The sequence below is a fragment of the Brevundimonas sp. genome, assembly GCF_036963785.1.
Lineage (GTDB): Bacteria > Pseudomonadota > Alphaproteobacteria > Caulobacterales > Caulobacteraceae > Brevundimonas.
The window spans coordinates 107,673-133,858 of the sequence record NZ_JBALUS010000005.1 but is presented as its reverse complement, the minus strand read 5'-3'; the positions used below and the strand labels follow the sequence as shown (position 1 = coordinate 133,858).

Genomic DNA, 26,186 nt, shown 5'->3' with positions numbered 1-26,186 from the left:
TTAATACACCCGCGCCTTGGGTTTGATGTAGTCGATCTCGTCGGTCAGGGTGAAGTCGTGGACGGCGCGGTAGTCGATCCTGACCGTCTGGCCCGGCGATTTCCACGCCAGGGTATGCTTCATCCAGTTGGCGTCATCGCGGTCGGGGAAGTCCTCGCGCGCGTGAGCCCCACGGCTTTCCTTGCGGTTGGCCGCGCTTTCGATGGTGACGACGGCCTGGGCGATCAGATTGTCGTATTCCAGGGTCTCGATCAGGTCGGTGTTCCAGATCATGCCGCGGTCGGTGACGCGGATATCGCCGATGGCGTCATCGATGGCGCGCAGCTTGGCCACGCCCTCGTCCAGCGTTTTGCCGGTGCGGAAGACGGCGGCGTCCGACTGCATGGCGCGCTGCATGCTGAGGCGTAGCTCGGCGGTCGGGGTCGAGCCCGAAGCGTTGCGGAAGCGGTCCAGACGGGCGATGTGGGCGTCGGTCGCCGAGGCCGGGGCGTCGGGCACCTTCGAGGCCTTGTCGACCACTTCACCGGCGCGCAGGCCGGCGGCGCGGCCGAACACCACCAGATCGGTCAGGGAGTTGGAGCCCAGACGGTTGGCGCCGTGCACCGAGACGCAGGCGGCCTCGCCCACGGCCATCAGGCCCGGGACCACGACACTGCCGTCGTCGCCGGCCTTGGTCAGGACCTCGCCGTGATAGTTGGTGGGAATACCGCCCATATTGTAGTGGACCGTCGGCAGCACCGGGATCGGCGCCCTGGTCACATCGACCCCGGCGAAGATCTTGGCCGACTCGGAAATGCCCGGCAGGCGCTGGTGCAGGACCTTGGGGTCCAGATGGTCGAGGTGCAGGAAGATGTGGTCCTTGTTCGGACCGACGCCGCGCCCCTCGCGGATCTCGATGGTCATCGAGCGGCTGACGACGTCGCGGCTGGCCAGGTCCTTGGCCGAGGGGGCGTAGCGCTCCATGAAGCGCTCCCCTTCCGAGTTGGTCAGATAGCCGCCCTCGCCCCGGGCGCCCTCGGTGATCAGGCAGCCGGCACCGTAGATGCCGGTCGGGTGAAACTGGACGAACTCCATGTCCTGCAGCGGCAGGCCGGCGCGCAGCACCATGGCATTGCCGTCACCCGTGCAGGTGTGGGCGCTGGTGGCCGAGAAATAGGCGCGGCCGTATCCGCCGGTGGCCAGAATGACCATCTTGGCGCGGAAGCGGTGCAGCTGGCCGGTGTCGAGCTGAAGCGCGGTGACGCCGGTGCAGGCGGCGGGGCCCGAGGCCTGCTCCTGCATGATCAGGTCCAGCGCGAAATATTCCACGAAGAACTTCACCTCGCGGCGCACGGACTGCCCGTACAGGGTGTGCAGGATGGCGTGGCCGGTGCGGTCGGCGGCGGCGCAGGTGCGCTGCACCGGGCCCTCGCCATAGTTCTTGGTCATGCCGCCAAAGGCGCGCTGATAGATCTTGCCTTCCTCGGTGCGCGAGAAGGGCACGCCCCAGTGCTCCAGCTCATAGACGGCCTTGGGGGCCTCACGGACCAGATATTCGATGGCGTCCTGGTCGCCCAGCCAGTCCGACCCCTTGACGGTGTCGTACATGTGCCATTTCCACGAGTCCTCGCCCATATTGCCGAGCGAGGCCGAGATACCGCCCTGGGCCGCGACCGTGTGCGACCGCGTCGGGAAGACCTTGGTCACGCAGGCGACCTTAAGGCCCTCGCGGGCCGCGCCCAGCGCCGCGCGCAGGCCCGAACCCCCGGCGCCCACGACAACGACGTCATATTCGTGATCGACGAATTCGTAAGAGGCCAAACGACTAGACTCCGAAGCCGGCCGGCAGCGGGTCAGAGCCCACCGCCAGTCGTGTGATGAACAGCAGGCCGATGACGGCCAGAGACAGGCACAGCAGGGTGTTGAGGCCCAACAGCAGGCCCAGCGTCGAGCGCTTGTGGATGTAGTCCTCGACGATGACCGTGATGCCCATATTCATGTGCCAAAGGGTGAACAGCCAGGTGGCGGCCAGCAGCCAGGCGTTCAGGGGCTGGGCAAACCAGTCCAGCGCGCCTTCATAGCCCGTGCCGGCGATCATGGCGGCCGACCACAGGGCCCACAGGGTCAGGGGCACCAGCACCAGCGACGACAGCCGCTCGGCCAGCCAGCCGCCCGCGCCCTTGCGCTCGGCGACCTTGACGTTCTTGCGATAGACAGACCTGTGCGCGCTCACAGCGTCACCTTTCCGGAAGCGAACAGCCAGCCCCAGAAGGCCAGGGTGGCGACGACGGCAAACACCAGCGTCACGGTGGTCAGGGTCGAGGCGCCTTTCGGCGACAGGCCCGCGCCCGTATCCCAGATAAGGTGCCGGACGCCGGACGCCAGGTGGTAGAAACCGGCCAGCGACAGGGCGAACCAGACGATCAGCCCCAGCGGCGAGCCGGCCAGCCCGACGAAGGTCTCATAGGCCTGGGGCCCGAAGGACAGCGCGCCCAGCCAAAGCACGACCAGCACGGCGCCGCCCACCAGACCCGAGCCGGTGATGCGGTGCAGGATCGATCCCAGCATGGTCACATGCCAGCGCCAGATCTGCAGGTGGGGCGAGGTCGGACGGACGCGGCCGTTCGGCTGGGGAGTATAGAACTGGGGCGGTCCGGCCGGATCGGCGGGGCTGCCCGAAAGGGGTTCCGACATGCGAATGGTTCTCAAAAAACCCGGGACAAAACAACGGACGGGAACGGCCAAGGCTTTAGAGAGCCGCGCGAGCCCCTGTCAACGAAACGCCGTGTCACAGGGGAAGTTACGAAGCCGGAAACGTGCCGGGATTGCCGGGGTGGCCATCTGCCGCAGTCGCGCGTTAGGCTTGGACCATGATCGCGACTGTTCCTGCTCTTCTGATCGTTCTGTCCGGCCTGCAGGATCCCGGCCCGCCGCCGCAGGATCCGGTGCCCCTGCCCAGCCAGTCCCTGTATGAGGCCCCGGCGATCCGCCCGTTCGAGCCGCCCGCCGGCTTCGGGGACGATGGCGCCGAGGGCGACGACACCACCGGCACCTATCGCGGTCCGATCCGCGGCATGGTGACGATCAATGCCTATGAGGGCCAGTTCGAGGCCGGACCGACCGATGCGGCCCTGGCCTATGACCAGGGTGTGATCTCGGCCGAGATGCGCATGGATCAGCGGATGGGCCCGATGGACGGCGCCTGGCAGCTGGTCGATCCCGAGGGTGGGGTGCTGATGTCGATCATTCTGGTCGATTTCGGCCCGGGTCAGCCGATCGAGGGGGCGTGGATGTCGCGGACCACGCCGGCGGCGGGCACCCTGACCTCGGGGACCCGGGACGGGGATACCGTCAGCCTGCTGCTGATCGGCCAGGGCGCGGCCGAGGGCGGGCGGCTGGAGTTGCAGCGGGTCGGGCGCGGCTGGTCCGGCACGCTTCAGGGCGAGCGCCGCCGGTTGACGGTAAGCCTGGTCCCGAAACCCGACTAGTCAGCCCGAATTATCGTCATCAGGGTCTCGCGTTCGGGGGCGGTCCACGGCTGAGGTGTGCCGCGTCCCCAGACCGGATCAGGCCAGACCGGATCATCGCGCCGTCGCCCGATGACGTGCAGATGCAGCTGGGCCGTGACATTGCCCAGGGCGGCCATGTTCAGCTTGTCGACCGGCCGCCCCACAGTCTCACCGAGGTGCCGGACCAGCGCCCCGGCCCGCAGCCCCTCGTCCAGAAACCGGGTCCGGTCGTCGGGCGTCAGGTCCTCGATCTCGACCAGACCGGACACGCGCGGGATAAGGATCAGCCAGGGAAAGCGCGCATCGTCCTGCAGCCGCACCTGACAGAGCGGCCAGTCGGTGACGGCGAGGGAGCCGGCATCAAAGGCCGGGTCGGCGACAAAGGCGGTCATGCCTCAGCCTTGCAGTGCGGTGCGCCCGGGTCTAGACCGCCGCCCAGACTTTTTACCTCCCCATCGCTGACTGGAGACTGCCCATGGCTCGCGCCAAGATCGCCCTTATCGGTGCCGGAATGATCGGCGGCACCCTGGCCCACGTCGCCGCGCGCGAGGCGCTGGGGGATGTGATCCTGTTCGACATCGCCGAGGGCATGCCCCAGGGCAAGGCGCTGGACATCGCCGAGGCCACCGCCGTGATCGGCACCGACGTCGCCCTGAAGGGCGCCAATGACTATGCCGACATCGCCGGCGCCGACGTCTGCATCGTCACCGCTGGCGTGCCGCGCAAGCCGGGCATGAGCCGCGATGACCTGATCGGCATCAACCTCAAGGTCATGAAGGCCGTGGGTGAGGGCATCAAGGCCCACGCGCCGAACGCCTTCGTCATCTGCATCACCAACCCGCTGGACGCCATGGTCTGGGCCCTGCAGAAATTCTCGGGCCTGCCGAAGGAGAAGGTCGTCGGCATGGCCGGCGTGCTGGACTCGGCCCGCTTCGCCTATTTCCTCGCTGAAAAGACCGGCGTGTCGATCCAGGACATCCACGCCTGGACGCTGGGCGGTCACGGTGACGACATGGTGCCCATGGTGCGCCACTCGACCGTCGGCGGCCTGCCCCTGCCGGACGCGGTCTCGGCCGGCTTCCTGTCGCAGGGCGAGCTGGACGCCATCGTCGAGCGCACCCGCAAGGGCGGCGGCGAGATCGTGGCCCTGTTGAAGACCGGTTCGGCCTTCTATGCCCCGGCGGAATCGGCCATCGCCATGGCCCGGTCCTACCTGCTGGACCAGAAGCGCGTCCTGCCCTGCGCCGTCTGGCTGTCGGGTGAATACGGCCTGTCCGACCTCTATGTCGGCGTGCCGGCCCTGATCGGCGCGAACGGCGTCGAAAAGGTCATCGAATTCTCGACCAATGACGACGAGAAGGCGATGTTCAAGAAGTCGGTCGAGTCGGTCCAGGGCCTGATCCAGGCCTGCAAGGACATCGACGCCTCGCTGGCCTGAATGCAGTGATCCCTGGTGTTCCTGCCCGTCCTCAGCGGATGGGCAGGGTCACCGGCGGCGGGGGTGCGGTCTGGTTGGTGGGGGCGAACACACTTTCGATGAAGCCGGCCAGAAGTTCCAGCCAGACGACGGTCGGGTCGTTCAGCTGTTCCACGCCAAGACCGGCCGACAGCAGCACGTCAAACTGCAGCACGGCCGTCGACGCTGACTGGTTCGGCTGCAGATAGGCCTTCACGAACCGCTGCTCCCGGTTCCAGGCGTTGATCCGATCCAGCGACAGTCCGTCTGCAACGACGCTGGCCGCGAACTGGATATCCTGGCAGCGGCCCGTGGCGTCGCAGCCATAGAAGAAGATCAGCCAGGTGGCGCTGCCGTCATTGACCCGCAGCAGGGTCTGGCCCTGGATGGTCTGCGGTTCCTCGACCGTGGCGCCCTTTTCGGTCAGCCAGGCGCGGACCTCGGCCGGGGTCAGGCCGGAGACGGCCTCTTGCGTCGGGGCGGCGACCGGGCCGGTCACCGGGGCAGCACCCGGATCGCCGGCGGCAAGGGCAGGCACCGCCATCAGCAGGGCGGGGGCGGCGATCAGGGGCGCCAGGGCGCTCAAACGACGAAACATCAACATCTCCCTTTGGGGTTCATCAGGCTGTAGGGGCCGAGGGGGGCGATCCTGTGGCGGACAACCAGGCCTTGCCGGTCATTTCCTTCAGGCGCGATACGGTGCGGCCGAATTCGAAGGTCTCCTGTCCTTCGGGATAGAGGTCTTCGGGCGATGCGGCGGCCAGAACCACCAGCCGCGTGCGCGCTTCATACAGGGCATCGATCAGCGTCACCAGACGGCGAGCGGCGGCGTGATCGTCGGGGCGCAGCACCGGCGCATCCTCAAGGAACAGGGTGTGGAAGCGGTCGGCCAGCGCCAGATAGTCATTGGCGCCCAGCGCCCGCTGGCACAGCTCGGCGAAGGTGGCCCGGGCCATACCCCCCGCTGTCCGTTCGATGACCACGTCGCGGCCGGTCACCTGCATGTGCGCGGGCTCTTCCGGCTGGTCGCCCTTCAGGTCGTCCCACAGTTTGTCGAAGGCCATCCGGCGGCCCGCGTCAGCGGGGGCATACCAGACGCGCGAGGTCGCCAGCCGGTCGATGCGCCAGTCGCGCTCGCCCGCCACCTCGATCCGCTCGCAGCGGGCCTCGATCAGGTCGATGAAGGGCACGAACAGCTCGCGGTTGACGCCGTTGAGATACAGGTCCTGCGGCCGGCGGTTCGAGGTCACGGCCAGCACCACCTTGTGCTCGAACAGGGCCTGGAACAGCCGCCCGAGGATCAGGGCGTCGGCGATGTCGGTGACCTGAAGCTCGTCAAAGCACAGCAGGCGGGCCTCGGAGGCGATCAGGGCGGCGACGGGACCGATGGGATCGTCGCCCTTCCACTGGCCGAAGGTGGCCTTGCGCGCGGCCTTGTCGCCCTCGCGCCAGCTGCGCATCAGGGCGTGGACGCGCGACAGGAAGGCGTGGAAGTGGGCGCGGGTCTTTCGCGGCTCCTGAACATTGGCAAAGAACAGGTCCATCAGCATGGATTTGCCGCGTCCGGGCGGGCCGTACAGATAGACGCCGCGCACCTCGGGCACGCCGCCGAACAGGCCGCGCCGCTTCAGGTCCTTTTCCAGTCGCGCCAGGGCCTTGAGGGCCTCCGCCTGCCCCGGATCGGGCCGGAGAGAGCCATCTTTCAGCTTTTTCGCGTGGACGCGTTCGATACGGGACACCATGCGAGGGGGATAGCGGGCGTCGCCGCGACTGAAAAGCGATTGCGTGGCCCGGGGGAATGACTACATGCAGGGCCTGCACCCGCTTTCCCCAACAGCCCTCAAGTAGCGAGCGCCCGAGGCGCGAGCGCAGGGCGTCCGAAGGACATGACCATTATGGGCTATCGCGTCGCCGTCGTAGGCGCCACCGGCAATGTCGGCCGGGAAATGCTGAACATCCTCGAGGAACTGAACTTCCCCGTCGAGACCCTGCACGCCGTGGCGTCGCGCAAGTCCAAGGGGATCGAGGTCAGCTTTGGCGACCGGACGGTCAAATGCGAGAGCATCGACAGCTTTGACTTCTCGACCGTCGACCTGGTGCTGATGAGCGCCGGCGGCGACGCCAGCCGCGAATGGTCGGAGAAGATCGGCAAGGCCGGTCCGATCGTGATCGACAATTCCTCGGCCTTCCGCATGGATCCGGACGTGCCGCTGATCGTGCCCGAGGTGAACCCGGACGCCATCAAGCTGGCGACGAAGAAGAACATCATCGCCAATCCCAACTGCTCGACCGCCCAGCTGGTGGTGGCGCTGAAGCCCCTGCACGATGCGGCCAAGATCACGCGGGCCGTGGTCTCGACCTATCAGTCGGTGTCCGGCGCGGGCAAGGCGGGCATGGACGAGCTGTGGACCCAGACCAAGGCCATCTATGGCCTGGGCGACGCCCGGCCCAAGCATTTCCCCAAGCAGATCGCCTTCAACCTGATCCCGATGATCGGGGCCTTCCGCGACGACGGCTATACCGACGAAGAGGCCAAGATGTGGGCCGAGACGAACAAGATCCTCGACCCCGACATCAAGCTGACCGTCACCTGCGTGCGGGTGCCGGTGTTCGTCGGCCACTCCGAATCCGTCAATCTGGAGTTTGACCGCCCGATCTCGCCCGATGAGGCCCGCGAGATCCTGCGTGACGCGCCCGGGGTGCTGGTCGTCGACAAGGCCGAGGCCGATGGCTACATCACGCCCATCGACGCGGCAGGCGAGTTCGCCGTGTTCGTCAGCCGCATCCGCAAGGATCCGACGGTCGAGAACGGCCTGAACCTGTGGGTCGTCTCCGACAACCTGCGCAAGGGCGCGGCGCTGAACGCCGTGCAGATCGCCCAGCTGCTGGACGAAACCGGCATGATCAAGCCCGCGGGCGGCTATCGCACCCTGACGGTCTGAGGTGGCGACGTCCGCGCCGGATGGCCGCGCGGCCCTGCTGGCGGGGCTGGGCTGCTATGTGCTGTGGGGCCTGTCGCCGCTCATCTATCAGCCGATGGGCGCGGCGGGCGCCGATGCCTTTGAAATCATGGGCCACCGGGCGGTCTGGGGTCTGTTGTGGGCCGCCGTGCTGGTGCTTTTGGCGCGCCAGTCGGGTCAGGTGAAGGCCGCCTTTGCCGACCGGCGGACGCTGGGCTGGCTGATGCTGTCCACCGCCCTGATCGCCCTGAACTGGGCCCTGTTCGTCTGGGCGGTCAACAATGGCCACACCCTGGAGACCAGCCTCGGCTATTATCTGAACCCGCTGTTCAACATGGCGCTGGGCGCCTGGCTGTTCCGCGAACGGATCAGCCGCGCGGGGCTTGTGGCCATCGCCCTGGCGGCGGCGGGCGTGGCCCTGCAGGCCGTGGCGCTGGGACGGCTGCCGATCGTGTCGCTGACGCTGGCGGTGTCGTTCGCCGCCTATGGGGTGATCCGCAAGCGCGTGCGGGCCGATGCCCAGGCGGGCCTGTTCGTCGAATGCCTGCTGATGGCGCCGTTCGGCCTGGCGTGGCTGATATGGCTGCAGACGCAGGGCGCCGGGGTATTCTTCGACAGCCCGAACGCGGCCTTCTGGCTGGCCATGGCCGGGCCGGTGACGGTCGGACCGCTGGTGCTGTTCTCCTGGGCGGCCCGGCGGCTGCCCCTGACGACGATCGGCTTTCTGCAGTTCATCGCCCCGACCATCAGCTTCGTCATCGGCGTCAGCCAAGGCGAGGATTTCACCTGGCTGCGCGGGGTGTCGTTCGGCTTTATCTGGCTGGGGGCCGCCGTCTTCCTGTGGGCCGCCTGGCGCCGGGCGCGGCTGGCCCGCAAGGCCCTGGAATCGCAGGCGGAACCCGTCTAGCTGACCGCGCGGCGCAGGGTCAGCAGGGCCTGCTCGGTCAGGACGGCATCGCCGACCGCGAGAATGCGGCCGTCGTCGTGCGGAGGGTTGCCCAGCCAGTCGGTGACCGTGCCGCCGGCGGCCTCGATCAGGGCAACCAGTGCGGTCCAGTCCCAGGGTTTGAGGCCGGTCTCGGCGACCAGATCAAGATGGCCCGAGGCCAGCATGGCATAGGCATAGGCATCGCAGCCCAGACGGGCGAGGCGGGCGGTGGCACGCACCTGTCGCCAGGCGCCCAGTTCGGCGCCGGTGAAGATGTCGGGGTCGGTGGTCGAGATCACCGCGTCATTCAGTTTCGCACAGGCGCGGGTGGCAATCGGCTTGTCCGTCCCGCGCATGACGCAGCGGGCCCCCGACGGGCCGCCCAGAAACACCTCGTCCAGATAGGGCTGGGCCACGGCCCCCACGACCGGGCGTCCCTGATGGGTCAGGCCGATCAGCGTGGTCCACAGCGGCAGGCCGGCGACGAAGGCGCGTGTGCCGTCCACCGGATCCAGTACCCAGACCCAGTCGGCATCCGGCCGGTCGGCGCCATATTCTTCACCCACTACGCCGTGATCGGGAAAGGTCGCCTCGATCAGGCGGCGCATGGCGGCCTCGGCCCCCCGATCGGCCTCGGTCACCGGGTCAAAGGCGCCCGGCAGTCCCTTGTCCTCGGCCAGGGCCCCGGTGCGAAACAGCGGCAGGGTCACGCCTGCGGCGACGCGGGCAAGCTCGAGGGCGAAGGCTTCATGTGCGGTCATGGGTGGGCGGCATACAGACGCCGCCGCCCGTCGTCACCCATTTAAGCTACCGCATCACCCTCGGTGTGTAGGGACTTGGCCAGATCCAGCAGGCGACGGCGCGGCCGCTCGCCGAGCTGGTAGTAGGCCTGGATCAGGTCGAGGGTTTCCTTGCGGGAAAACATCTCACCGCCCGCGCCCCCGGCGGTCTCGCTGCGCTCCAGCGCCTCGGTCAGGCCGTCGTAGAAATAGCTGACGGGCGTTTCCAGCGCCTCGGACAGCTGCCACAGGCGGGCCGCCGAAATGCGGTTGGCGCCGCACTCATATTTCTGGATCTGCTGGAAGCGGATGCCGACCTGGGTGGCCAGCTGCTGCTGTGTCAGGCCCAGAAGGCGGCGGCGGCGGCGCAGGCGGCGCCCCAAGTGAAGATCGATGTCAGTGGCCATGGCCAGTTTCCCCGTGTTGCGACCTGTCCCGAAACGGAACGGCTCGCCCTCCACGCGGCAAACCTCATGCCGGTATCGCGTCACGAGGGAATGACAGGGTTATGCGATTGCGGCGGAATGCGGACCTTCATGCAACCCGGGGCGGCGGAGCGCATTTACACTTCAGCTTGGGTATTCAATGGAAGGAAGCACACATGAACATCATTTTCTGGATCATCGTCGGTATCATCGCCGGCTGGCTGGCTGAACAGATCATGGGCCGCAGCCACGGCCTGCTCACCAATCTCATCGTCGGCATCGTCGGCGCCGTGATCGGTGGTTTCCTGGCCGGAGCGCTGGGCTTCTCGTGGGGCGGCTGGATCGGTTCGACCATCGTCGCCACCATCGGCGCCATCATCCTGCTGTTCCTGCTGGGACTGGTGAAGCGTCGCGCCTGATACGGCTGACGGACTGACAAGAGAAAGGGCGGCTCCTTGCGGGGCCGCCCTTTTTTCATGTCCGGTTGATCGCCGACCCTATTCCGGGCGGACGCGCTTCTTGCGGAACGAGGGGTTCAGCGTCTGCTTGCGCAGGCGGATCGACTTGGGCGTGACCTCGACCAGTTCGTCCTCATCGATATAGGCGATGGCCTGTTCCAGCGACATGACGCGCGGCGGGGTCAGGCGCACGGCCTCGTCCTTGCCCGAGGCGCGGACGTTGGTCAGTTGCTTGCCCTTGATCGGGTTGACGTCCAGGTCGTCCCAGCGGCTGTTCTCGCCGATGATCATGCCCTGATAGGTCTTCTCGCCGGCGCCGACGAACATGACGCCGCGATCCTCGAGGTTCCACAGGGCGAAGGCGGCGGTTTCACCGTCGGAGTTCGAGATGAGCACGCCCTTCAGACGGCCGGCGATCTCGCCCTTGAAGGCTTCATAGTGGCTGAACACCCGGTTCAGCACGCCCGAGCCGCGGGTATCGGTCAGGAACTCGCCCTGATAGCCGATCAGCGAGCGCGACGGGCATTTCAGCTGGATGCGGGTCTTGCCGGCGCCCGAGGGCCCCATATCGGTCATCTCGGCCTTACGGGCCGACAGCTTCTCGATGACGATGCCCGAGAACTCGTCGTCGACGTCGATCATGACGTCCTCGATCGGCTCCAGCTTCTCGCCGTTCGGGCCTTCCTGGAACACCACGCGCGGACGCGAGATCGAGACCTCGAAGCCTTCGCGACGCATGTTCTCGATCAGCACGCCCAGCTGCAGTTCGCCGCGGCCGGCCACTTCATAGGCGTCGCCGCCCTGGGTGGTGGTGACGCGGATGGCGACATTGGCCTCGGCCTCTTTCAGCAGGCGGTCACGGATGACGCGCGACTGGACCTTGTCGCCTTCGCGGCCGGCCAGCGGGCTGTCGTTGACCGAGACGGTCATGGAGATGGTCGGCGGGTCGATCGGCTGGGCGGGCAGGGCCTCGGTGATTTCCATGGCGCACAGGGTGTCGGCCACGGTCGCCTTGGACATGCCGGCGATGGCGACGATGTCGCCCGCCTCGGAGCCCTCGTCCAGGGCCGTGCGCTTCAGGCCGCGGAAGGCCAGCACCTTGGTGATGCGGCCGCGCTCGATTTCCTTGCCTTCGCGGTCGAGGGCGTGGATCGCCATGCCGGGGACAGCCTTGCCGCTCTCGATCCGGCCGGTGAGGATCCGGCCGAGGAACGGGTCGGACTCGATCAGCACGTTCAGCATCTGGAACGGCTTGTCCTTGTTGTCCTGAACCTTGGGCGGCGGGACGTGGTCGACGATCAGGTCGAACAGCGGCGCCAGATTGTCGTTCGGCTGGTTCAGGTCCAGCGTCGCCCAGCCGTTGCGGCCCGAGGCGTAGATGTGGGGGAAGTCCAGCTGCTCGTCGGTCGCGCCGATGGCGGCGAACAGGTCGAAGGTCTCGTTGTGGACGCGGTCGGGATCGGCGTGGGCGCGGTCGACCTTGTTGATGCAGAGGATGGGACGCAGGCCCATCTTCAGCGCCTTGGTCAGCACGAATTTGGTCTGGGGCATGACGCCCTCTTCGGCGTCGACCAGGATGACGCAGCCGTCCACCATGCCGAGGATGCGTTCGACCTCACCGCCGAAGTCGGCGTGGCCGGGGGTGTCGATGATGTTGATCCGGGTCTCGCCCGCCTTGCCGTTCCAGAGCACCGAGGTGCATTTGGCCAGGATGGTGATGCCGCGCTCTTTTTCCTGATCGTTGGAATCCATGGCGCGCTCGGTGGTCGCCTCATTGGCGCGGAAGACACCGGACTGGGCCAGAAGCTGGTCGACGAGCGTGGTCTTGCCATGGTCGACGTGGGCGATGATGGCGACGTTACGAAGGTTCATTGGAATATCAGACGTGCAGGGCGGCCGGCAGATGCGGGCCGCAGGGTGAGGGCGACGGTGCGGGGAGCGCGCGCCTCATACAGGGCCGCGCGACGAAAGGCCAGCCGTTGAGGGTTCAACGATCGCGGATCACCGGCCGGGCCGTGCGTCCGCCCGACATGGAGTGGGCCGGCTCTCGGCATCGCCGGGCACGACGAACAGGTGGCGCACCCGCTGACCGGTCGGCCCTGTGGGCACGGTGACGGACGGCAGCGGGCGGGCGCCGGGAACCGGCGAGATCCCGGGGCAGGCCGTGACCAGCAGGCCCGGGTGCCCGGTGTCCGAAGCGTCCAGCGCCCGGGCCATTTCATAGTAGTGTTCCGGGCCCTGCCCCGGCGGTGCAGGCCAGACGCGCACCTTCAGGGCGGTGTGCCGGAGATAATAGGTCAACTGGGCGGCATCCGTCCGGGTCTCGGCGATCACGGTCCGGACGCCCTCGGCCCGGGCGCGTGCGGCAACGGCCTCCGACAGGGCCGCCCCGCCCCGGACGCGCTGATAGGGCTCGCTGCCGAACAGGGTGAACCGGTCTGCCTGCGCATCGCCCACCAGCAGCAGGCCCTGGAACACCAGCCCGACCATCAGGCCCGCGACCGGCCATATCCGGAGACGCCAGCGCGCGAACAGCAGACCGCTGAGGACCCAGGCCGCGATCAGGGCCGTCGCCGCCCAGTTGGCATGGGCCCGGCCCAGAAAGGCCAGCACGGTCAGGGCTGCCAGCACCGGCAGCGACAGGGCCAGCATCAGCCGCTGGTCCCGGCTGAGCGTCGGCGCGCGCGCGGCCGCGATGGCGACCACGGCCATTGTCACCGGCCCGGCCAGAAGAAATTGGGCGGCGATGAATTCCAGTCCGCTGCCGATATCCAGTGCCAGACCCTCGCCCCGGGCATTGTCGGCCGTATGCTGGAAGGTGACGGCGCCGTTCAGGGTATTCCACACCAGATTGGGGCTGAAGATTAGCAGGCCGGCCGCCAGCGCCAGCCAGACGGCGGGTCGCTGGAGGGTCTTGCGGCTCAGGGGGTCGACCAGGGCCGCGATCGCCAGACAGGCCAGCAGATAGACCATGGCGTATTTCGACAGCAGGCCGAGACCGAGCGACACCGCCAGCAGGGCCAGCCAGCCCCGGCCGCCGTCGGCCCTCAGGCGCACAAAGGCCAGCACAGCCAGCGCCCAGAACATCAGGAGTGGCGCGTCGGTCGAGGCGATCCGCGCGGAAAAGGCGGCGCCGGGGGCCAGTAGCACGCCGAGGCCCGCCCACCAGGCCGCCTTGCGACCGCCGAGGATGGCGGCGGTGGCCGAGACGGCGAGCGCGGTCGCCGCCCAGCTGAGCGTCGCGGGCGCCCGCACGCAGGCCTCGGTCGAGCCGCAGACCGGCTCGGTCGCCGCGATCATCCACGCCAGGAACGGCGGCTTGGAGAAATAGCCCCAGGCGAGGTGCTGGCTCCAGGCCCAGTACTGGGCTTCATCGACATAGAGGTCGGTGCGCGCGGTCCACAGGCCGATCAGTCGCACGGCGGTCAGAGCCGCGACCGCCGCGACCAGGCCCAGGGGGATCAGGCCAGGGCAGGCGCCGATCCCTGGCGTGCCCGACGTCTGCGTCGCGCCCGGCGCGCCGCCACGGGGCAGTAGAGCATCAGGCGATGCAGCAGACAGAGAACCAGAACGGTGATGGCCCATGACAACACGATGTCCGACAGGAAATGACCGCCGAACAGCAGGCGGTTGAACGAGAGGGCGGCCGCGTAGGCGAAGGCGCCCGGGATCAGGATGGCGCGCCAGGGTTGCGGCGTCATGACGACCGCTGCCGCCGCAATCCAGGCGGCAGACGACGCCTCGCCCGAGACAAAGGAACAGTTCGAGGCGCACTGGTCCGCGATCGCCCATGCCCGCGTGAACTCGGCCTCGCCGCCGAATGCTTCGATCTGGATCGGCCGGGCCCGGCCCCAGCTCGCCTTGAACAGGCCGTTCACGACCAGACCCGAGGCCAGGGCCAGGCCTGCGATCAGGAACAGCGCCTTCCTCGCTTCGCGGCGACGGGTCCACACGCCGCGGACGGCGACGACGATCAGCGCGAGCAGCACCAGGCCCATGACCCAGGTCGACGACTTGCGCAGCGCCCTCAGCGCCGGGTCAGAGGCGGCGACGAACCCCTGCTCGGCATCGAAGAAGGCCTGGGTGACGGCCAGATCCACGCCCGGCAGCAGGACGAAGAAGGCCGACAGGGTCATGGTCGCGACGAGGGCGGTGCGCACCGGCGCGGTGGTGTCGAGGCCCGCCGCCCACGACAGCCTGAGCCGCTGGAACTCCCGGCGCAGGCCGCGCCGGACTCCCGTCCATCGATCGGCCGGGTACGCGCCGGACACCGCCTGCACATGCGTCATCGATCCCCCCAAACCGGACGTCGCCCCGGGGATGCGAATGCCTGACTCGTGTGGCGCCCGCGTCACCGATCCATGTGCGCCCCGTGGCGCTTCGACGCCGGTTCCATGGCAGGTCGTCCCGGGTCGGACTGACGGCGGGGTCGGGGGGGGCGTGTCCGCGGGTCGCGGACTCATGTCGGGGAGCTCATTGGTCTTGCCGTCCGGGCTGGCGCTTGCGGTACGGACGGGACTGATGAGGGAGGCCGTGAGGCCCGGCCAACGTCAATGCACGAACGGTCGCCCTGCCTGCACGAGTGGCGCCGGGCGGCGGCTGTGCGGCACGATCAGGCCACGAATTGAGCGTTCGATCTCACGAACGGTCAGGTCTGCGCGGGGCGGGTCTCCCCTGCGAGATTGGCCGCCACTTCGGCCCGCCGGTTTCGCGCCACCGGCAGGACCAGTCCGTTGGACAGGCGCACGCTGGTGCGGCCCCGCTCCCGCATGACGTCAGCGACGAACGTCGGATCGATCCAGTGGGAGCGATGGATGCGGATCCCGGCCTGCGGGCCCAGCTGGTCCAGGGCCGCGCCGAAGCCCTGCAGGATCAGGCTGTCGCCGAGGGTCGTATAGACCCGCAGATAGTGAAGTTCGGCGCTGAGGGCGATGAGCTGCCCCCGCCGACCCGGCGGAAGCCGCCGCATGAAGCCCGGCTCCGCGCGCTCGCCGGCGCTCTCTGGCGTCGACGATGACTCCGGGTCGGGCAGCCGCAGAAACCGCACGGCGTTCAGGCCCAGCCAGACCAGCGTCGCGGGGGCCGCCAGACTGGCCCATTCCTCGATCAGTCCGGCCCAGGTCCAGCCGCTCGCTTCGGCGGGATCGAGGGGGGCGACCATCAGGTGATCGAGGACCAGCGCCATCGGTGCCAGCAGCGTCGACGCCAGAATCCCCGCCGCCACGATCGCGGCCCAGGGGTTGGCCTTCGGCGCGACATGGCGGGAGACGAGCACCTGCGACGCCTGGGCGAGCGCCAGGAAGAGAAAGACGTGCGCGCCCCAGAAGGCGATCAGCGCGGGCAGGCTCAACACCTGCGTCGGCGTCGGCTCCAGGAAGACGAACAGGGTCGTCAGCCCTGCGCCCGCCGCGCCCAGAAAGCCGAGCCAGGTGCGTGTGGGGTCTATCCGCTCAAGCAGGGTCATGGCCGAGAAATAGCACCGCTGCCCGGCAAGCCAAGCGACAGGCTGACCTTTCGGCATGTCGCTGGCGTTGCCCGTCTGCTAGGGACCGGGCAGTTGTTCCGAAGGCCCATGCGATGCCCGAACTTCCCGAGGTCGAAACCGTCAGGCGGGGTCTGGAGCCGGTGCTGGCCGGAGCTATCGTCGGGCGCGTGCGCCAGAACCGCGCCGACCTGCGCTTTCCCTTTCCCGACCGGTTTGCGGACCGGCTGGCGGGGGCGACCGTGCTGTCGGTCGGGCGCCGGGCCAAATATCTGCAGATGCCGCTGTCGACCGGCGACACCTGGGTGACCCATCTGGGCATGACCGGGCGGTTCACCCTGGATGGCGATCCGCTGGGCGAGTTCGAGACCGATGCCCCGGTGCGCGGCCCGCACGAGCATCTCAGCCTGTGCGCCACGCGAGACGGGACGGCCACGCGGGTCGGCTATGCCGATGCCCGCCGGTTCGGTTTCATGGGCCTGATCCCCACGGAGGAGGTCGAGGCGCATCCGTGGTTCGCGGGTCTCGGCCCCGAGCCGATGGGCAACGGCTTTTCCGCTGATCATCTGAAGGCCCGCTTCAGGGGCCGCAGCCAGCCGGTCAAGGTGGCCCTGCTGGACCAGCGGCATGTGGCGGGGCTGGGCAATATCTATGTGTGCGAGGCGCTGTGGCGGGCGCAGATCTCGCCCTTTGCCGCGTCGGGCAGTCTGTCGGCCGCGCGGCTGGAGCGGCTGACGGTGGCGGTGCGCGATGTGCTGGCCGAGGCCATTGCGGCAGGCGGATCGACCCTGCGTGACTTTGCCAATGCCGAGGGCGGTCAGGGTTATTTCCAGCACCGGTTCGATGTCTACGGCCGCGAGGGTCAGCCCTGCCGCCGCAACGCCGACCACCCGGTCATCCGGCGCGAGGTCCAGGGGGGTCGCTCGACCTTCTGGTGCCCGACCTGCCAGAGGAGATAGCCATGGACCAGCGCATCATCCTGTTTCGCGGCATGAACACCGGCGGGGTACGGGCGCCCGTGGCCGAGCAGCGGGCCATGGCGCTGGAGATGGGTCTCGGCAATCCGCGCACGCTTCTGGCCAGCGGCAATCTGGTGGTCGACAGCGACCGCGATCCCACCCGGCTAGAGGGTGAGGTCGAGGCGGCCATGGAGGCCCGGTTCGGGCTGAAGGTGGCGGTCATGGTCCGGACGCCGGAGGACTGGCGTCGCCTAATCGCGGCCAATCCCCTTGCAGGGGAGGCGGCCGGGGATCCATCAAAGGTGCTGGCCATGGTGATGAAGGCGGGGCTAAAGGCGGGCGCGCTGGAGGCCTGTCGCGCCCTGGCCGAGGGGGGCGAGCGGGTCGAGGCGGTGGGCGACGTCCTCTATTTCTGGTTCCCGGAGGGTCAGGGCCGATCAAAGATGGCGGAGAAGGCCACGCCGCGCTTGCTGGGCAGGGGTACCGGGCGCAACTGGAACACGGTGCTGAAGCTGGGCGAGATGGTCGGGGTATCGCCGGACTGACGGTCTTTGGTAGGAAGGCGCCGGATTCAGAAGGAGTGCCCCATGACCGACGCTGCGACCGACACCTATGACACCCTGGCGATCGAACGCCACGACGACGGCTATGCGGTGGTGACGCTGAACCGGCCCGAGGCGCTGAATGCGCTGAACTCGGCCCTGTTTCGCGATCTGGCGGCGTTTCTGGATGCGGTCGAGCAGGACGATAGCGTCCGCTGTCTGATCCTGACCGGCTCGGGCGACAAGGCGTTCGCGGCCGGGGCCGACATCAAGGAGATGGCCGACCAGACCTATGCCCAGATGTATACGGGGAATTTCTTTGCCCTGGGCCACGACCGGATCACCCGGTTCCGGAAGCCGATCATCGCGGCGGTCAACGGCTTTGCCCTGGGCGGCGGGTGCGAGCTGGCCATGCTGTGCGACTTCATCGTGGCCTCGGACAAGGCGAAGTTCGGCCAGCCCGAGATCAATCTGGGCGTGGCGCCCGGCATCGGTGGCTCCCAGCGCCTGACCCGACTGGTCGGCAAGTCCAAGGCCATGGACATGGTGCTGACCGCCCGCATGATGGATGCGGCCGAGGCCGAGCGCGCCGGGCTGGCCAGCCGCGTCGTGCCGCACGACACGCTCATGGACGAGGTCCGCAAGATCGCCGCGCGGATCGCGGCCCAGAGCCCGCTGGCCGTCATGGCCAACAAGGAGATGGTCAATGCCGCGCTGGAGACGACCCTGACCCAGGGCGTCCAGTTCGAGCGACGCCTGTTCCACAGCCTGTTCGCCTTCGAGGACCAGAAGGAAGGCATGTCGGCCTTTGTCGAAAAGCGGAAGCCGGCGTTCAGGGGGAGGTGAAACGACGCGCGGACTCGCGTTGACCCCTACATAGCTTTCCGCTATAGCCGCGCGCTCTTGAGATTTCTGCGCCGTGGATCGGTTCCGCGGCGCTTTCTGTTCAAAGGTTCTGACTGATGGCCAACAACGCCGGTGCCAAGAAGGCGATCCGCAAGATCGAGGCCCGTACCGAAGTGAACAAGGCGCGCCGCACGCGCGTCCGCACCTTCCTGCGCAAGTTCCAGGAAGCCGTGACGGCCGGTGACGCCGGCGCCGCCAAGACCGCTTTCGTCGAGGCCCAGTCCGAGCTGATGCGGGCCGTGTCCAAGGGCGTGGTTCACAAGAATACGGGCTCGCGCAAGGTGTCTCGCCTGGCCGCCCAGCTGAAGAAAATTTCTGCAGCCTGACGACGGCCGCTTCGGCGGCACCCGGACGGCCCTTCACGCGGCTGTCACGTGAAAATCGAGAAAATTCAACGGCGAGACAGGGTTTCCTGTCTCGCCGTTTGCATGTCCGCAGATAACCATTCGCAACGAATTCTGTGCTCGCCTGTGTGGCGAAATCGACAATTTCTCAAGCGTGAAATGGCTTTAGCGGAGTCAACAAATTTAACTGCGTTTGGGCTGGCGAATCAGCGTTGACGCTCCCCGTCGCGGGAGTAGTTTGGGCCTCCATCGCACTTCCATCCCAACACGGATGAAGGCGGCGCGGAACGCGATTTCGTGTCGGCGGGAGATGTCTGTTCGAGTGCCTTACCAGGCCTGAAAAGCACATGCTTTTCGGGGTGGGCAGGGTCGTCCCTGAAGTCGGGGGCGCCTCCGGGGCGATCGGGCAGGAGGTGCGGGGGCAGAAGCTTGGGATGCGTGATGCAGGGTGGCACAATGATGGCGAGCGAGACGACGGCGATGACCGATCCTGACCGGATCTGGACGGAGGCGGCCGTGCGGCTGCGTTCGGAAATCGGCGACGGACCGTTCAGCTCCTATATCGCGCCCTCGGCGGTCCGCGTGGACAGCTCGGGCCAGCTGATCCTGGTCACGCCCACCGCCTATGCCCGCGACTGGGTGCGCAAGAATGCCCTGCGCCGCGTCAATGAACTGTGGCTGGGCCTGGACGGGCTGTCGCGCCGGCTCGAGGTTCGCTGCCGGGCCGAAATGGGCTCGGTGCCGCCGGCCTCGGCCGTGCAGGGCGCGCCCGCGCCTTCCGCCCCCTCGGCCGGGTTCCAGCCCATGCCGGCCCCGACGGTCGGCCCCGTGGCCGACGGCCCGCGCGCCGTTCGCGCCGCCGGTCTCCAGGATCGGCTGACGTTCGACGGCTTTGTCGAGGGGCATGGCAACGCCTTTGCGCTGGCGATCGCCAGACAGGTCGCGGCCTGGGCCGACGGCCATTTCAATCCGGTCTTCCTGTGCGGCCCCTATGGCTTCGGCAAGACCCACCTGCTGAACGCGATCGCCTGGGAGGCCCAGCGCCTGCGGCCCGAGGCCCGCGTCGTCTATCTGACGGCCGAGCGCTTCCTGTCGACCTTCGTCAAGGCCATGCAGGACCGCCAGACGGCGGCCTTCAAGGACAGCCTGCGCAACGCCGACATGCTGCTGATCGACGATGTGCAGTTCGTCGGCGGCAAGACCTCGACCCAGGAAGAACTGCTGTCGACCCTGACCGCCTTGATCCAGGACGGACGCCGGGTGGTGCTGTCGGCCGACCGGCCGCCGCTGGCCCTGACCGAGATCGAGCCGCGCCTGCGCGGGCATATGGCCTCGGGCCTGACCTGCCCGATCGAGCCGGGTGACCGGGCGCTGAAGCTGGCCGTGGCCCGCAACCGTCTGGAAGCCTTGTCGCGCCTCGGCGTGGTCGACGGCGTGATCGGCGATGCCGTGCTGGAACATCTGGTCGACCGGACCCCGGGCTCGATGCGCGAGCTGGAAGGCGCGGTCACGACCCTGGCCGCTGTCTCCGGCGGACGGTTGTCGGCCCTGACGGTCGAGGACACCCAGAAGCTGCTGGGCGCGGCCCTGCGCGGCGGCCCCGAGCGGCGCATCACCGTCGACGAGATCCAGAAGACGGTGTCCGAGCATTTCAATCTGAAACAGGCCGACCTGCTGAGCGAGCGGCGCACCCGCGCGGTCGCCCGTCCGCGCCAGATCGCCATGTATCTGTGCAAGCAGCACACGACGCGGTCCTATCCCGACATCGGCCGGCGCTTCGGCGGGCGCGATCACACGACCGTGCTGCACGGTGTCCGCAAGATCGACAGCCTGCTGGCCACTGACGAACAGATCGCCCGCGACGTCGAGGCCCTGACCCGCAAGCTGCGCGGCTAGGGCCTGCCGCAGCCGGGGCCGGGGCGCTCCGTCCACACCCTTATCCACACCTGCCGTCAGGGTTGGGCAAGGGGGCGGGGCCTGATGTTCAAGCCCTTTCTTGCTCTGGCCGCGCGATACGCTAGTGTCCAAGGCCCTTCTTTCTCGTGGCGTCCGTGAGTCGCCGCGTCCGGGCGAGACGACATGCAGCTGACTATCGAACGATCCGCGCTCCTCAGGGCTCTCAGCCACGTCCAGAGCGTTGTCGAACGCCGCAACACCATTCCGATCCTGGCCAATGTGCTGCTCAGCGCCGGCCGCGACCGGCTGTCGTTCTCGGCGACCGACCTCGACATGGAAATGGTCGATGAGGCCGAGGCCGTCGTCCAGGTCGAGGGGCAGATCACGGCCCCCGCCCACACCCTGTACGAAATCGCCCGCAAACTGCCCGAAGGGGCCGAGGTTTCGCTGGTCTATTCGGGCGACGATCCGCGCCTGACGGTTCAGGCGGGCCGCTCGAAGTTCAACCTGCCGGTGCTGCCGGCAGGCGACTTTCCGGTCATGTCGACCGAGGCGGGCGGGTCGCGCTATTCGCTGGCCAAGGAAGACCTGATCCGGCTGATCGACAAGACCCGGTTCGCGGTCTCGACCGAGGAAACCCGCTATTATCTGAACGGCCTCTACCTGCACACGGTGGCCGAGGACGGCGTGCCCCTGCTGCGCACCGTGGCCACCGACGGTCACCGTCTGGCCCTGGCCGAGACCCCGGCCCCCGAAGGCGCCGCCGGCAGCCCCGGCGTGATCGTGCCGCGCAAGACCATCGATCAGGTCCGCCGCCTGCTGGACGACGGCTCGGGCGCGGTCGAGGTGATCGTCTCGCCGCAGAAGATCCGCTTCGAATTCGGCCAGGCGGCCCTGACCTCCAAGGTCATCGACGGCGCCTTCCCCGACTATATGCGCGTCATCCCCAAGGGGAATGACAAGCAAGCTGACATCGACCGCGCCGTCTTTGCCGCCGCCGTCGACCGGGTGGCCACCATCTCGGCCGAAAAGAGCCGCAGCGTGAAACTGGCCTTCGAGCTGGATCGCGTGACCCTGACGGTGCGCAACATGGAAGCCGGACAGGGCGTCGAGGAGGTCGAGATCGGCTATTCCGAAGAGCCCTTCGAGATCGGCTTCAACGCCCGCTATCTGCTGGACGTCTGCGGCCAGATCACCGGCGAGAATGCCGCCTTCAAATTTGCCGATCCGGCCAGCCCGACCCTGGTCCTCGATCCCGGCGATCCCGGCGTCCAGTATGTGCTGATGCCGCTGCGGGTGTAGGGCGTGCAGACTCCCCCGCCCGAAGAGGTCGGCGCGCCGCTTGAAGCGGCGATCGCCGCCGCACAGGATGGCGGAAACCTGGATGACCTCGCGGCGGTGTTCATGCGGGCGCAGGTCGTCGTCATGCTCGCGGAAGACCCGGGGCCCGAGCCCCGGACCCTGTCCCCGCTGACGGTATCGACGCCGCAGGGCTATCCTGCGCTGGTCGTCTTCACCACCGCCGGCAAGTGTTCGACCTGGGCCCATAATGCGCCCCAGTACCCCTATGCGCGTCAGGTTCGCGCCGACTGGGTCCTGAACGTCGTCGGCGATGAGTACGGCGTCATGGTGAACCCCGGCCACACCCTCGGCTTCAGCATGCCGCCGCACGGCGTGGCCCGGATGAAGGCGCGCGGGGCCGCGGCGGGTCAAAGCGTATAGGCCCTGCCATCGTCGGCTTGGGATGGCCCTCAATAGGGATTAGGGAAGGGGGCGGACGACCTTGAGCCCTCCGCGCCTTACCAGCCCCTCGTCGAAGCCGTGATCACCACCCTCACCCTCACCGATTTCCGTTCGTACGGGACCGCGCGGCTGGAGCCGGGGGCGGGGCCTGTGGTGCTGCATGGGCCGAACGGGGCGGGCAAGACCAATCTGCTGGAGGCGCTGAGCCTGCTGACGCCCGGCAAGGGGCTGCGCGGGGCGACGGCGGCCGAGATGGGGCGGCGCGAACCGGGCGAAGCCTCCGGGCGGCCCTGGGCAGTGGCGGTCGAGCTGAACGACGACACCCGGCTGGGCACGGGCGTTCCCGGCGGCGGCGCGGCGCGGCGGATCGTGCGCATCAATGGCGAGACGGCGCAGCCCGGGCGGTTGCTGGAGTATCTCAGGCCCGTCTGGGCGACGCCCGAACAGGACCGGCTGTTTTCCGATGCGCGGGCCGACCGGCTGCGCTTTTTTGACCGGCTGGTGTTTGCCGCCGTGCCCGACCATGCGGCGGCGGTCGCCGCCTACGACAAGGCCCTGCGCGAGCGGCTGCGCCTGTTGCTGCAGGCCGCCGAGGGGGGCGAGGCCGACCCCCTGTGGCTGGACGCGCTGGAGGCCCGGCTGGCCGAGGCGGGCGCGCGCATGGCCGGGGCCCGGGTGGCGGCGCTGTCGGCGCTGCAGGACGCCATCGATGCCCGCGCGGGTCGCCCTTTCCCCCAGGCGGATCTGGGTCTCGCCGGCGAGACTGAGCGGCGCGCAGGAGCAGGCGAGGCGGCGGAGGCGGTCGAGGGCTTTCTGCGCGACGGGTTCCGGACGGCCCGAGCGCGTGACGGGGCGGCGGGTCGCTCGCTGTTCGGCCCGCACCGGACCGACCTGACGGCGCTTCACCGCGAGAAGAACCGCCCGGCGGCCGAGGGGTCGTCGGGTGAGCAAAAGGCGCTGGTGCTGAACCTGATCCTGGCCCAGATCGCCCGGCTGGCCGACCAGACGGCCCGGCCCCTGTTGCTGCTGGACGAGGCCCCGGCCCACCTCGATGCCGACCGCCGCGCGGCCCTGTTCGACGAGATCGAGGCGCTGGGCCGCGAGCGCGGTCTGCAGGCCTTCATGACCGGCACAGAACGCGTGCTGTTCGAGGGTCTGGAGGGGCGGGCGCGGTTCGTGCGCGTGGCCGGGGGCGCCCTCGTCGCCGAGTGAATTCAGGGCGGGCTCCGCCACCCCTTTTCCTCGCAATTCCCGTCCAATTTCCTATATATTTAGCCGGTTCGATACGGGGCAGATTCGTCTGGCCAATCTTCCGTGTCCGCCCCTGTTTTCCGGGCCCGCCAGGCGGGCGTCTTATTGACCGACTTCATGACCGATCCGACTGCCGAGATGCCCGAATACGGCGCCGATTCCATCAAGGTTCTCAAGGGGCTGGACGCTGTTCGCAAGCGCCCCGGCATGTACATCGGCGACACCGACGACGGCTCGGGCCTGCACCACATGGTCTATGAGGTGGTCGACAACGCCATCGACGAGGCCCTGGCCGGGCATGCCGATCTGGTGCAGGTGATCCTGAACGCCGACGGATCGGTCACCGTCACCGACAACGGTCGCGGCATTCCCACCGACATCCACGAGGGCGAGGGCGTCTCGGCGGCCGAGGTCATCATGACCCAGCTGCACGCCGGCGGGAAGTTCGACCAGAATTCCTACAAGGTCTCCGGCGGTCTGCACGGAGTCGGCGTGTCCGTGGTCAACGCCCTCAGCGACTGGCTGCAGCTCAAGATCTATCGCCACGGCAAGTCGCACGAGATGCGCTTCGAGCGCGGCGACACGGTCAAGCCGCTGGTGGTGACCGGCGACGCCCCGATCCGCGAGGATACGGGCAAGCCCCTGACCGGCACCGAGGTGACCTTCTATCCGTCGGTCACGACCTTTTCGCACATCGATTTCGACCTGAAGACGCTGGAACATCGCCTGCGCGAGCTGGCCTTCCTCAACTCGGGCGTGGTCATCAAGCTGATCGACCGCCGCCATCCCGAGCCGGTCGAGATCCTGCTGCACTATGAGGGCGGCGTCGGGGCCTTTGTGCGCCACCTGGACAAGTCCAAGTCGCCGATCCTCAGCGACGTGATCGTCATTCGGGGCAAGAAGGAAGGGATCGAGATCGATCTCGCCCTGTGGTGGAACGACAGCTACCACGAGACCATGCTGTGCTTCACCAACAACATCCCCCAGCGGGATGGAGGCACCCACCTGTCGGCCTTCCGCGCCAGCCTGACGCGCGTCATGGGCGCCTATATCGAAAGCTCGGGCCAGGCGAAGAAGGAAAAGGTCTCCGTCTCGGGCGAGGATGCCCGCGAGGGTCTGACCTGCGTCCTGTCGGTCAAGGTGCCCGACCCGAAATTCTCCAGCCAGACCAAGGACAAGCTGGTCTCGTCCGAGGTGCGCCCGGCGGTCGAGGGCCTGTGCTCCGAGGGCCTGTCGACCTGGTTCGAGGAACACCCGGTCGAGGCCAAGCTGGTGGTCGCCAAGATCGTCGAGGCCGCCGCCGCCCGCGAGGCCGCGCGCAAGGCCCGCGACCTGACCCGGCGCAAGTCGGCGCTGGAAATCTCCAGCCTGCCCGGCAAGCTGGCCGACTGTCAGGAACGCGACCCGGCCAAGTCCGAACTGTTCATCGTCGAGGGCGATTCCGCCGGCGGCTCGGCCAAACAGGCCCGCAACCGCGAGAACCAGGCCGTCCTGCCCCTGCGCGGCAAGATCCTGAACGTGGAGCGCGCCCGCTTTGACCGGATGCTGTCGTCCGACCTGATCGGCACGCTGATCCTGGCGCTGGGCACGGGCATCGGTCGCGACGACTTCAACGCCGACAAGCTGCGCTATCACAAGATCATCCTGATGGCCGACGCCGACGTCGACGGCGCCCACATCCGGACCCTCCTGCTGACCTTCTTCTACCGCCAGATGCCCGAGCTGATCGAGCGCGGCCACGTCTTCATCGCCCAGCCGCCGCTCTACAAGGTGACCAAGGGCAAGCACGGTCGCTATCTGAAGGACCAGTCCGAGATGGACGCCTATCTGATCGAGGAAGGCGTCAGCGAGGCCTCGCTGGACCTGGCCGACGGCGAACGCCGCACCGGCATGGACCTGCAGGGGCTGACGCGCGAGGCCAAGGCCTTCAAGGCCAGTGTGGACCGGCTGTCGCAGCGTGCGCCGGCCTTTGCCATCGAACAGGCGGCGCTGGGCGGCCTGTTCGACGAGAATGCCGTGCTGGATCAGGCCCTGCTGGATCGGGTCTCGACCGGGCTGGACCGTTATGCCGAAGAGGGTGACGGGCCGTGGTCCGGGGCTCCGGGCGATCAGGGCGCCGTGGTGTTCAACCGCGTGCGCCGCGCCGTGGCCGAGACCATTGTGCTGGAAGAGGCGCTGATCCGCTCGCTGGACGCGCGTCGTCTGGGCGAGCGCGCCCATGCCTTTGACGGGGTGTTCGACGTGCCTGCCACCTATCGCCGCAAGGAGCGGACGGCGACCGTGCGGGGCCCGCTGGACCTGTTTTCCGTGGTGCTGGAATCGGGCCGCAAGGGCCTGTCGATCCAGCGCTACAAAGGTCTGGGCGAAATGAATCCGGACCAGCTGTGGGAAACCACCCTGGACGCCAATGCCCGCACCCTGCTGAAGGTGCAGGTCAATCAGGCCGACGAGGCCGACGACCTGTTCGCCAAGCTGATGGGCGATGTCGTCGAGCCGCGCCGCGAGTTCATTCAGGAAAACGCCCTGGACGCCGCCGTCGACGTCTGACGGCCCCGTGCGTCGCTCCCGG

Annotated in this window: 26 protein-coding genes; 14 read left to right on the top strand and 12 right to left on the bottom strand. The window is 68.1% G+C overall.

What is annotated here, in order from left to right; genetic code table 11:
* The 3 genes from sdhA to sdhC are packed head-to-tail and all read right to left on the bottom strand — an operon-like array spanning nt 1 to nt 2,673.
* A complete protein-coding gene (gene sdhA / locus V7672_RS12600) occupies nt 1-1,800 on the bottom strand; it encodes a succinate dehydrogenase flavoprotein subunit (RefSeq protein ID WP_335624946.1) in 1,800 nt (599 codons plus the stop codon).
* A gap of 4 nt (nt 1,801-1,804) precedes the next feature.
* Nucleotides 1,805-2,212, bottom strand: a complete 408-nt coding sequence (gene sdhD, locus V7672_RS12595) for a succinate dehydrogenase, hydrophobic membrane anchor protein (RefSeq protein ID WP_335624945.1) — start codon at nt 2,210-2,212, stop codon at nt 1,805-1,807.
* The gene (sdhC, locus tag V7672_RS12590) at nt 2,209-2,673 is read right to left on the bottom strand and encodes a succinate dehydrogenase, cytochrome b556 subunit (protein WP_335624944.1); all 465 of its coding nucleotides are present in this window, start codon (nt 2,671-2,673) and stop codon (nt 2,209-2,211) included. Before sdhC ends, sdhD begins: the two co-directional genes overlap by 4 nt.
* A 176-nt stretch (nt 2,674-2,849) precedes the next feature.
* On the opposite strand from sdhC, the gene V7672_RS12585 reads away from it, so the two are divergent.
* Nucleotides 2,850-3,467: a hypothetical protein gene (locus tag V7672_RS12585; RefSeq protein ID WP_335624943.1), complete on the top strand. Its 618-nt coding sequence runs from the start codon at nt 2,850-2,852 to the stop codon at nt 3,465-3,467.
* Here V7672_RS12585 and V7672_RS12580 read toward each other — a convergent pair.
* Complete coding sequence (locus V7672_RS12580) at nt 3,464-3,880, bottom strand: HIT domain-containing protein (protein WP_335624942.1); 417 nt, start codon at nt 3,878-3,880, stop codon at nt 3,464-3,466. The two genes, V7672_RS12585 and V7672_RS12580, sit on opposite strands and share 4 nt — an antisense overlap.
* An 83-nt stretch (nt 3,881-3,963) precedes the next feature.
* Here V7672_RS12580 and mdh point away from each other — a divergent pair, with 83 nt between their 5' ends.
* A complete protein-coding gene (gene mdh / locus V7672_RS12575) occupies nt 3,964-4,926 on the top strand; it encodes a malate dehydrogenase (protein ID WP_335624941.1) in 963 nt (320 codons plus the stop codon).
* A gap of 31 nt (nt 4,927-4,957) precedes the next feature.
* Here mdh and V7672_RS12570 read toward each other — a convergent pair whose 3' ends face one another.
* Nucleotides 4,958-5,542 carry a YbjN domain-containing protein gene (locus V7672_RS12570; protein WP_335624940.1) on the bottom strand — a complete coding sequence of 195 codons (585 nt, stop codon included), beginning with the start codon at nt 5,540-5,542 and terminating at the stop codon, nt 4,958-4,960.
* 22 nt (nt 5,543-5,564) lie between these two features.
* Nucleotides 5,565-6,686 (bottom strand): cell division protein ZapE, encoded by a 1,122-nt coding sequence (zapE, locus tag V7672_RS12565; protein ID WP_335624939.1) that lies wholly within the window; start codon nt 6,684-6,686, stop codon nt 5,565-5,567.
* Nucleotides 6,687-6,839: 153 nt separating this feature from the next.
* Here zapE and V7672_RS12560 point away from each other — a divergent pair, with 153 nt between their 5' ends.
* Together V7672_RS12560 and rarD are read left to right on the top strand one after the other, a co-directional pair.
* Nucleotides 6,840-7,886, top strand: a complete 1,047-nt coding sequence (locus tag V7672_RS12560; RefSeq protein WP_335624967.1) for an aspartate-semialdehyde dehydrogenase — start codon at nt 6,840-6,842, stop codon at nt 7,884-7,886.
* Between the two features lies 1 nt (nt 7,887).
* Nucleotides 7,888-8,811, top strand: a complete 924-nt coding sequence (gene rarD / locus V7672_RS12555; RefSeq protein ID WP_335624938.1) for an EamA family transporter RarD — start codon at nt 7,888-7,890, stop codon at nt 8,809-8,811.
* Here rarD and hisN read toward each other — a convergent pair.
* A complete protein-coding gene (gene hisN, locus V7672_RS12550; RefSeq protein ID WP_335624937.1) occupies nt 8,808-9,593 on the bottom strand; it encodes a histidinol-phosphatase in 786 nt (261 codons plus the stop codon). The two genes, rarD and hisN, sit on opposite strands and share 4 nt — an antisense overlap.
* Before the next feature lie 41 nt (nt 9,594-9,634).
* The gene (locus V7672_RS12545; RefSeq protein ID WP_322256698.1) at nt 9,635-10,018 is read right to left on the bottom strand and encodes a helix-turn-helix domain-containing protein; all 384 of its coding nucleotides are present in this window, start codon (nt 10,016-10,018) and stop codon (nt 9,635-9,637) included.
* 194 nt (nt 10,019-10,212) lie between these two features.
* Between V7672_RS12545 and V7672_RS12540 the strand changes: the two genes are divergently transcribed.
* Complete coding sequence (locus V7672_RS12540) at nt 10,213-10,455, top strand: GlsB/YeaQ/YmgE family stress response membrane protein (RefSeq protein ID WP_322256699.1); 243 nt, start codon at nt 10,213-10,215, stop codon at nt 10,453-10,455.
* A gap of 78 nt (nt 10,456-10,533) precedes the next feature.
* Here the strand turns inward: V7672_RS12540 and typA are convergent, their stop codons facing one another.
* The 4 genes from typA to V7672_RS12520 form a co-directional block, all read right to left on the bottom strand.
* Nucleotides 10,534-12,366, bottom strand: coding sequence for a translational GTPase TypA (gene typA, locus V7672_RS12535; RefSeq protein ID WP_335624936.1), 1,833 nt, complete (start codon nt 12,364-12,366; stop codon nt 10,534-10,536).
* A gap of 129 nt (nt 12,367-12,495) precedes the next feature.
* On the bottom strand, nt 12,496-13,914 hold the full coding sequence (locus V7672_RS12530; RefSeq protein WP_335624935.1) for an ArnT family glycosyltransferase: 1,419 nt from the start codon (nt 13,912-13,914) through the stop codon (nt 12,496-12,498).
* Between the two features lie 41 nt (nt 13,915-13,955).
* Complete coding sequence (locus V7672_RS12525; RefSeq protein ID WP_335624934.1) at nt 13,956-14,783, bottom strand: phosphatase PAP2 family protein; 828 nt, start codon at nt 14,781-14,783, stop codon at nt 13,956-13,958.
* Between the two features lie 359 nt (nt 14,784-15,142).
* Nucleotides 15,143-15,958, bottom strand: coding sequence for a LytTR family DNA-binding domain-containing protein (locus tag V7672_RS12520; RefSeq protein WP_335624933.1), 816 nt, complete (start codon nt 15,956-15,958; stop codon nt 15,143-15,145).
* A 113-nt stretch (nt 15,959-16,071) separates the two neighbouring features.
* Between V7672_RS12520 and mutM the strand changes: the two genes are divergently transcribed.
* The 9 genes from mutM (at nt 16,072) to gyrB (ending at nt 26,164) form a co-directional block, all read left to right on the top strand.
* On the top strand, nt 16,072-16,935 hold the full coding sequence (gene mutM / locus V7672_RS12515) for a bifunctional DNA-formamidopyrimidine glycosylase/DNA-(apurinic or apyrimidinic site) lyase (RefSeq protein WP_335624932.1): 864 nt from the start codon (nt 16,072-16,074) through the stop codon (nt 16,933-16,935).
* A 2-nt stretch (nt 16,936-16,937) separates the two neighbouring features.
* Entirely contained in the window at nt 16,938-17,480 is a 543-nt protein-coding gene (locus V7672_RS12510; protein WP_335624931.1) for a DUF1697 domain-containing protein, read from the top strand.
* 42 nt (nt 17,481-17,522) lie between these two features.
* On the top strand, nt 17,523-18,323 hold the full coding sequence (locus V7672_RS12505) for an enoyl-CoA hydratase-related protein (protein WP_335624930.1): 801 nt from the start codon (nt 17,523-17,525) through the stop codon (nt 18,321-18,323).
* 116 nt (nt 18,324-18,439) lie between these two features.
* Nucleotides 18,440-18,709, top strand: coding sequence for a 30S ribosomal protein S20 (gene rpsT, locus V7672_RS12500; RefSeq protein ID WP_322256709.1), 270 nt, complete (start codon nt 18,440-18,442; stop codon nt 18,707-18,709).
* Between the two features lie 459 nt (nt 18,710-19,168).
* Complete coding sequence (gene dnaA, locus V7672_RS12495) at nt 19,169-20,623, top strand: chromosomal replication initiator protein DnaA (protein WP_335624929.1); 1,455 nt, start codon at nt 19,169-19,171, stop codon at nt 20,621-20,623.
* A 183-nt stretch (nt 20,624-20,806) separates the two neighbouring features.
* Nucleotides 20,807-21,925 carry a DNA polymerase III subunit beta gene (dnaN, locus tag V7672_RS12490; protein WP_335624928.1) on the top strand — a complete coding sequence of 373 codons (1,119 nt, stop codon included), beginning with the start codon at nt 20,807-20,809 and terminating at the stop codon, nt 21,923-21,925.
* 3 nt (nt 21,926-21,928) lie between these two features.
* Entirely contained in the window at nt 21,929-22,345 is a 417-nt protein-coding gene (locus tag V7672_RS12485; RefSeq protein ID WP_335624927.1) for an SseB family protein, read from the top strand.
* Between the two features lie 99 nt (nt 22,346-22,444).
* The gene (gene recF / locus V7672_RS12480; protein WP_335624926.1) at nt 22,445-23,578 is read left to right on the top strand and encodes a DNA replication/repair protein RecF; all 1,134 of its coding nucleotides are present in this window, start codon (nt 22,445-22,447) and stop codon (nt 23,576-23,578) included.
* 156 nt (nt 23,579-23,734) lie between these two features.
* The gene (gene gyrB, locus V7672_RS12475; protein ID WP_335624925.1) at nt 23,735-26,164 is read left to right on the top strand and encodes a DNA topoisomerase (ATP-hydrolyzing) subunit B; all 2,430 of its coding nucleotides are present in this window, start codon (nt 23,735-23,737) and stop codon (nt 26,162-26,164) included.
* The last annotated feature ends 22 nt before the right edge of the window (nt 26,165-26,186 follow it).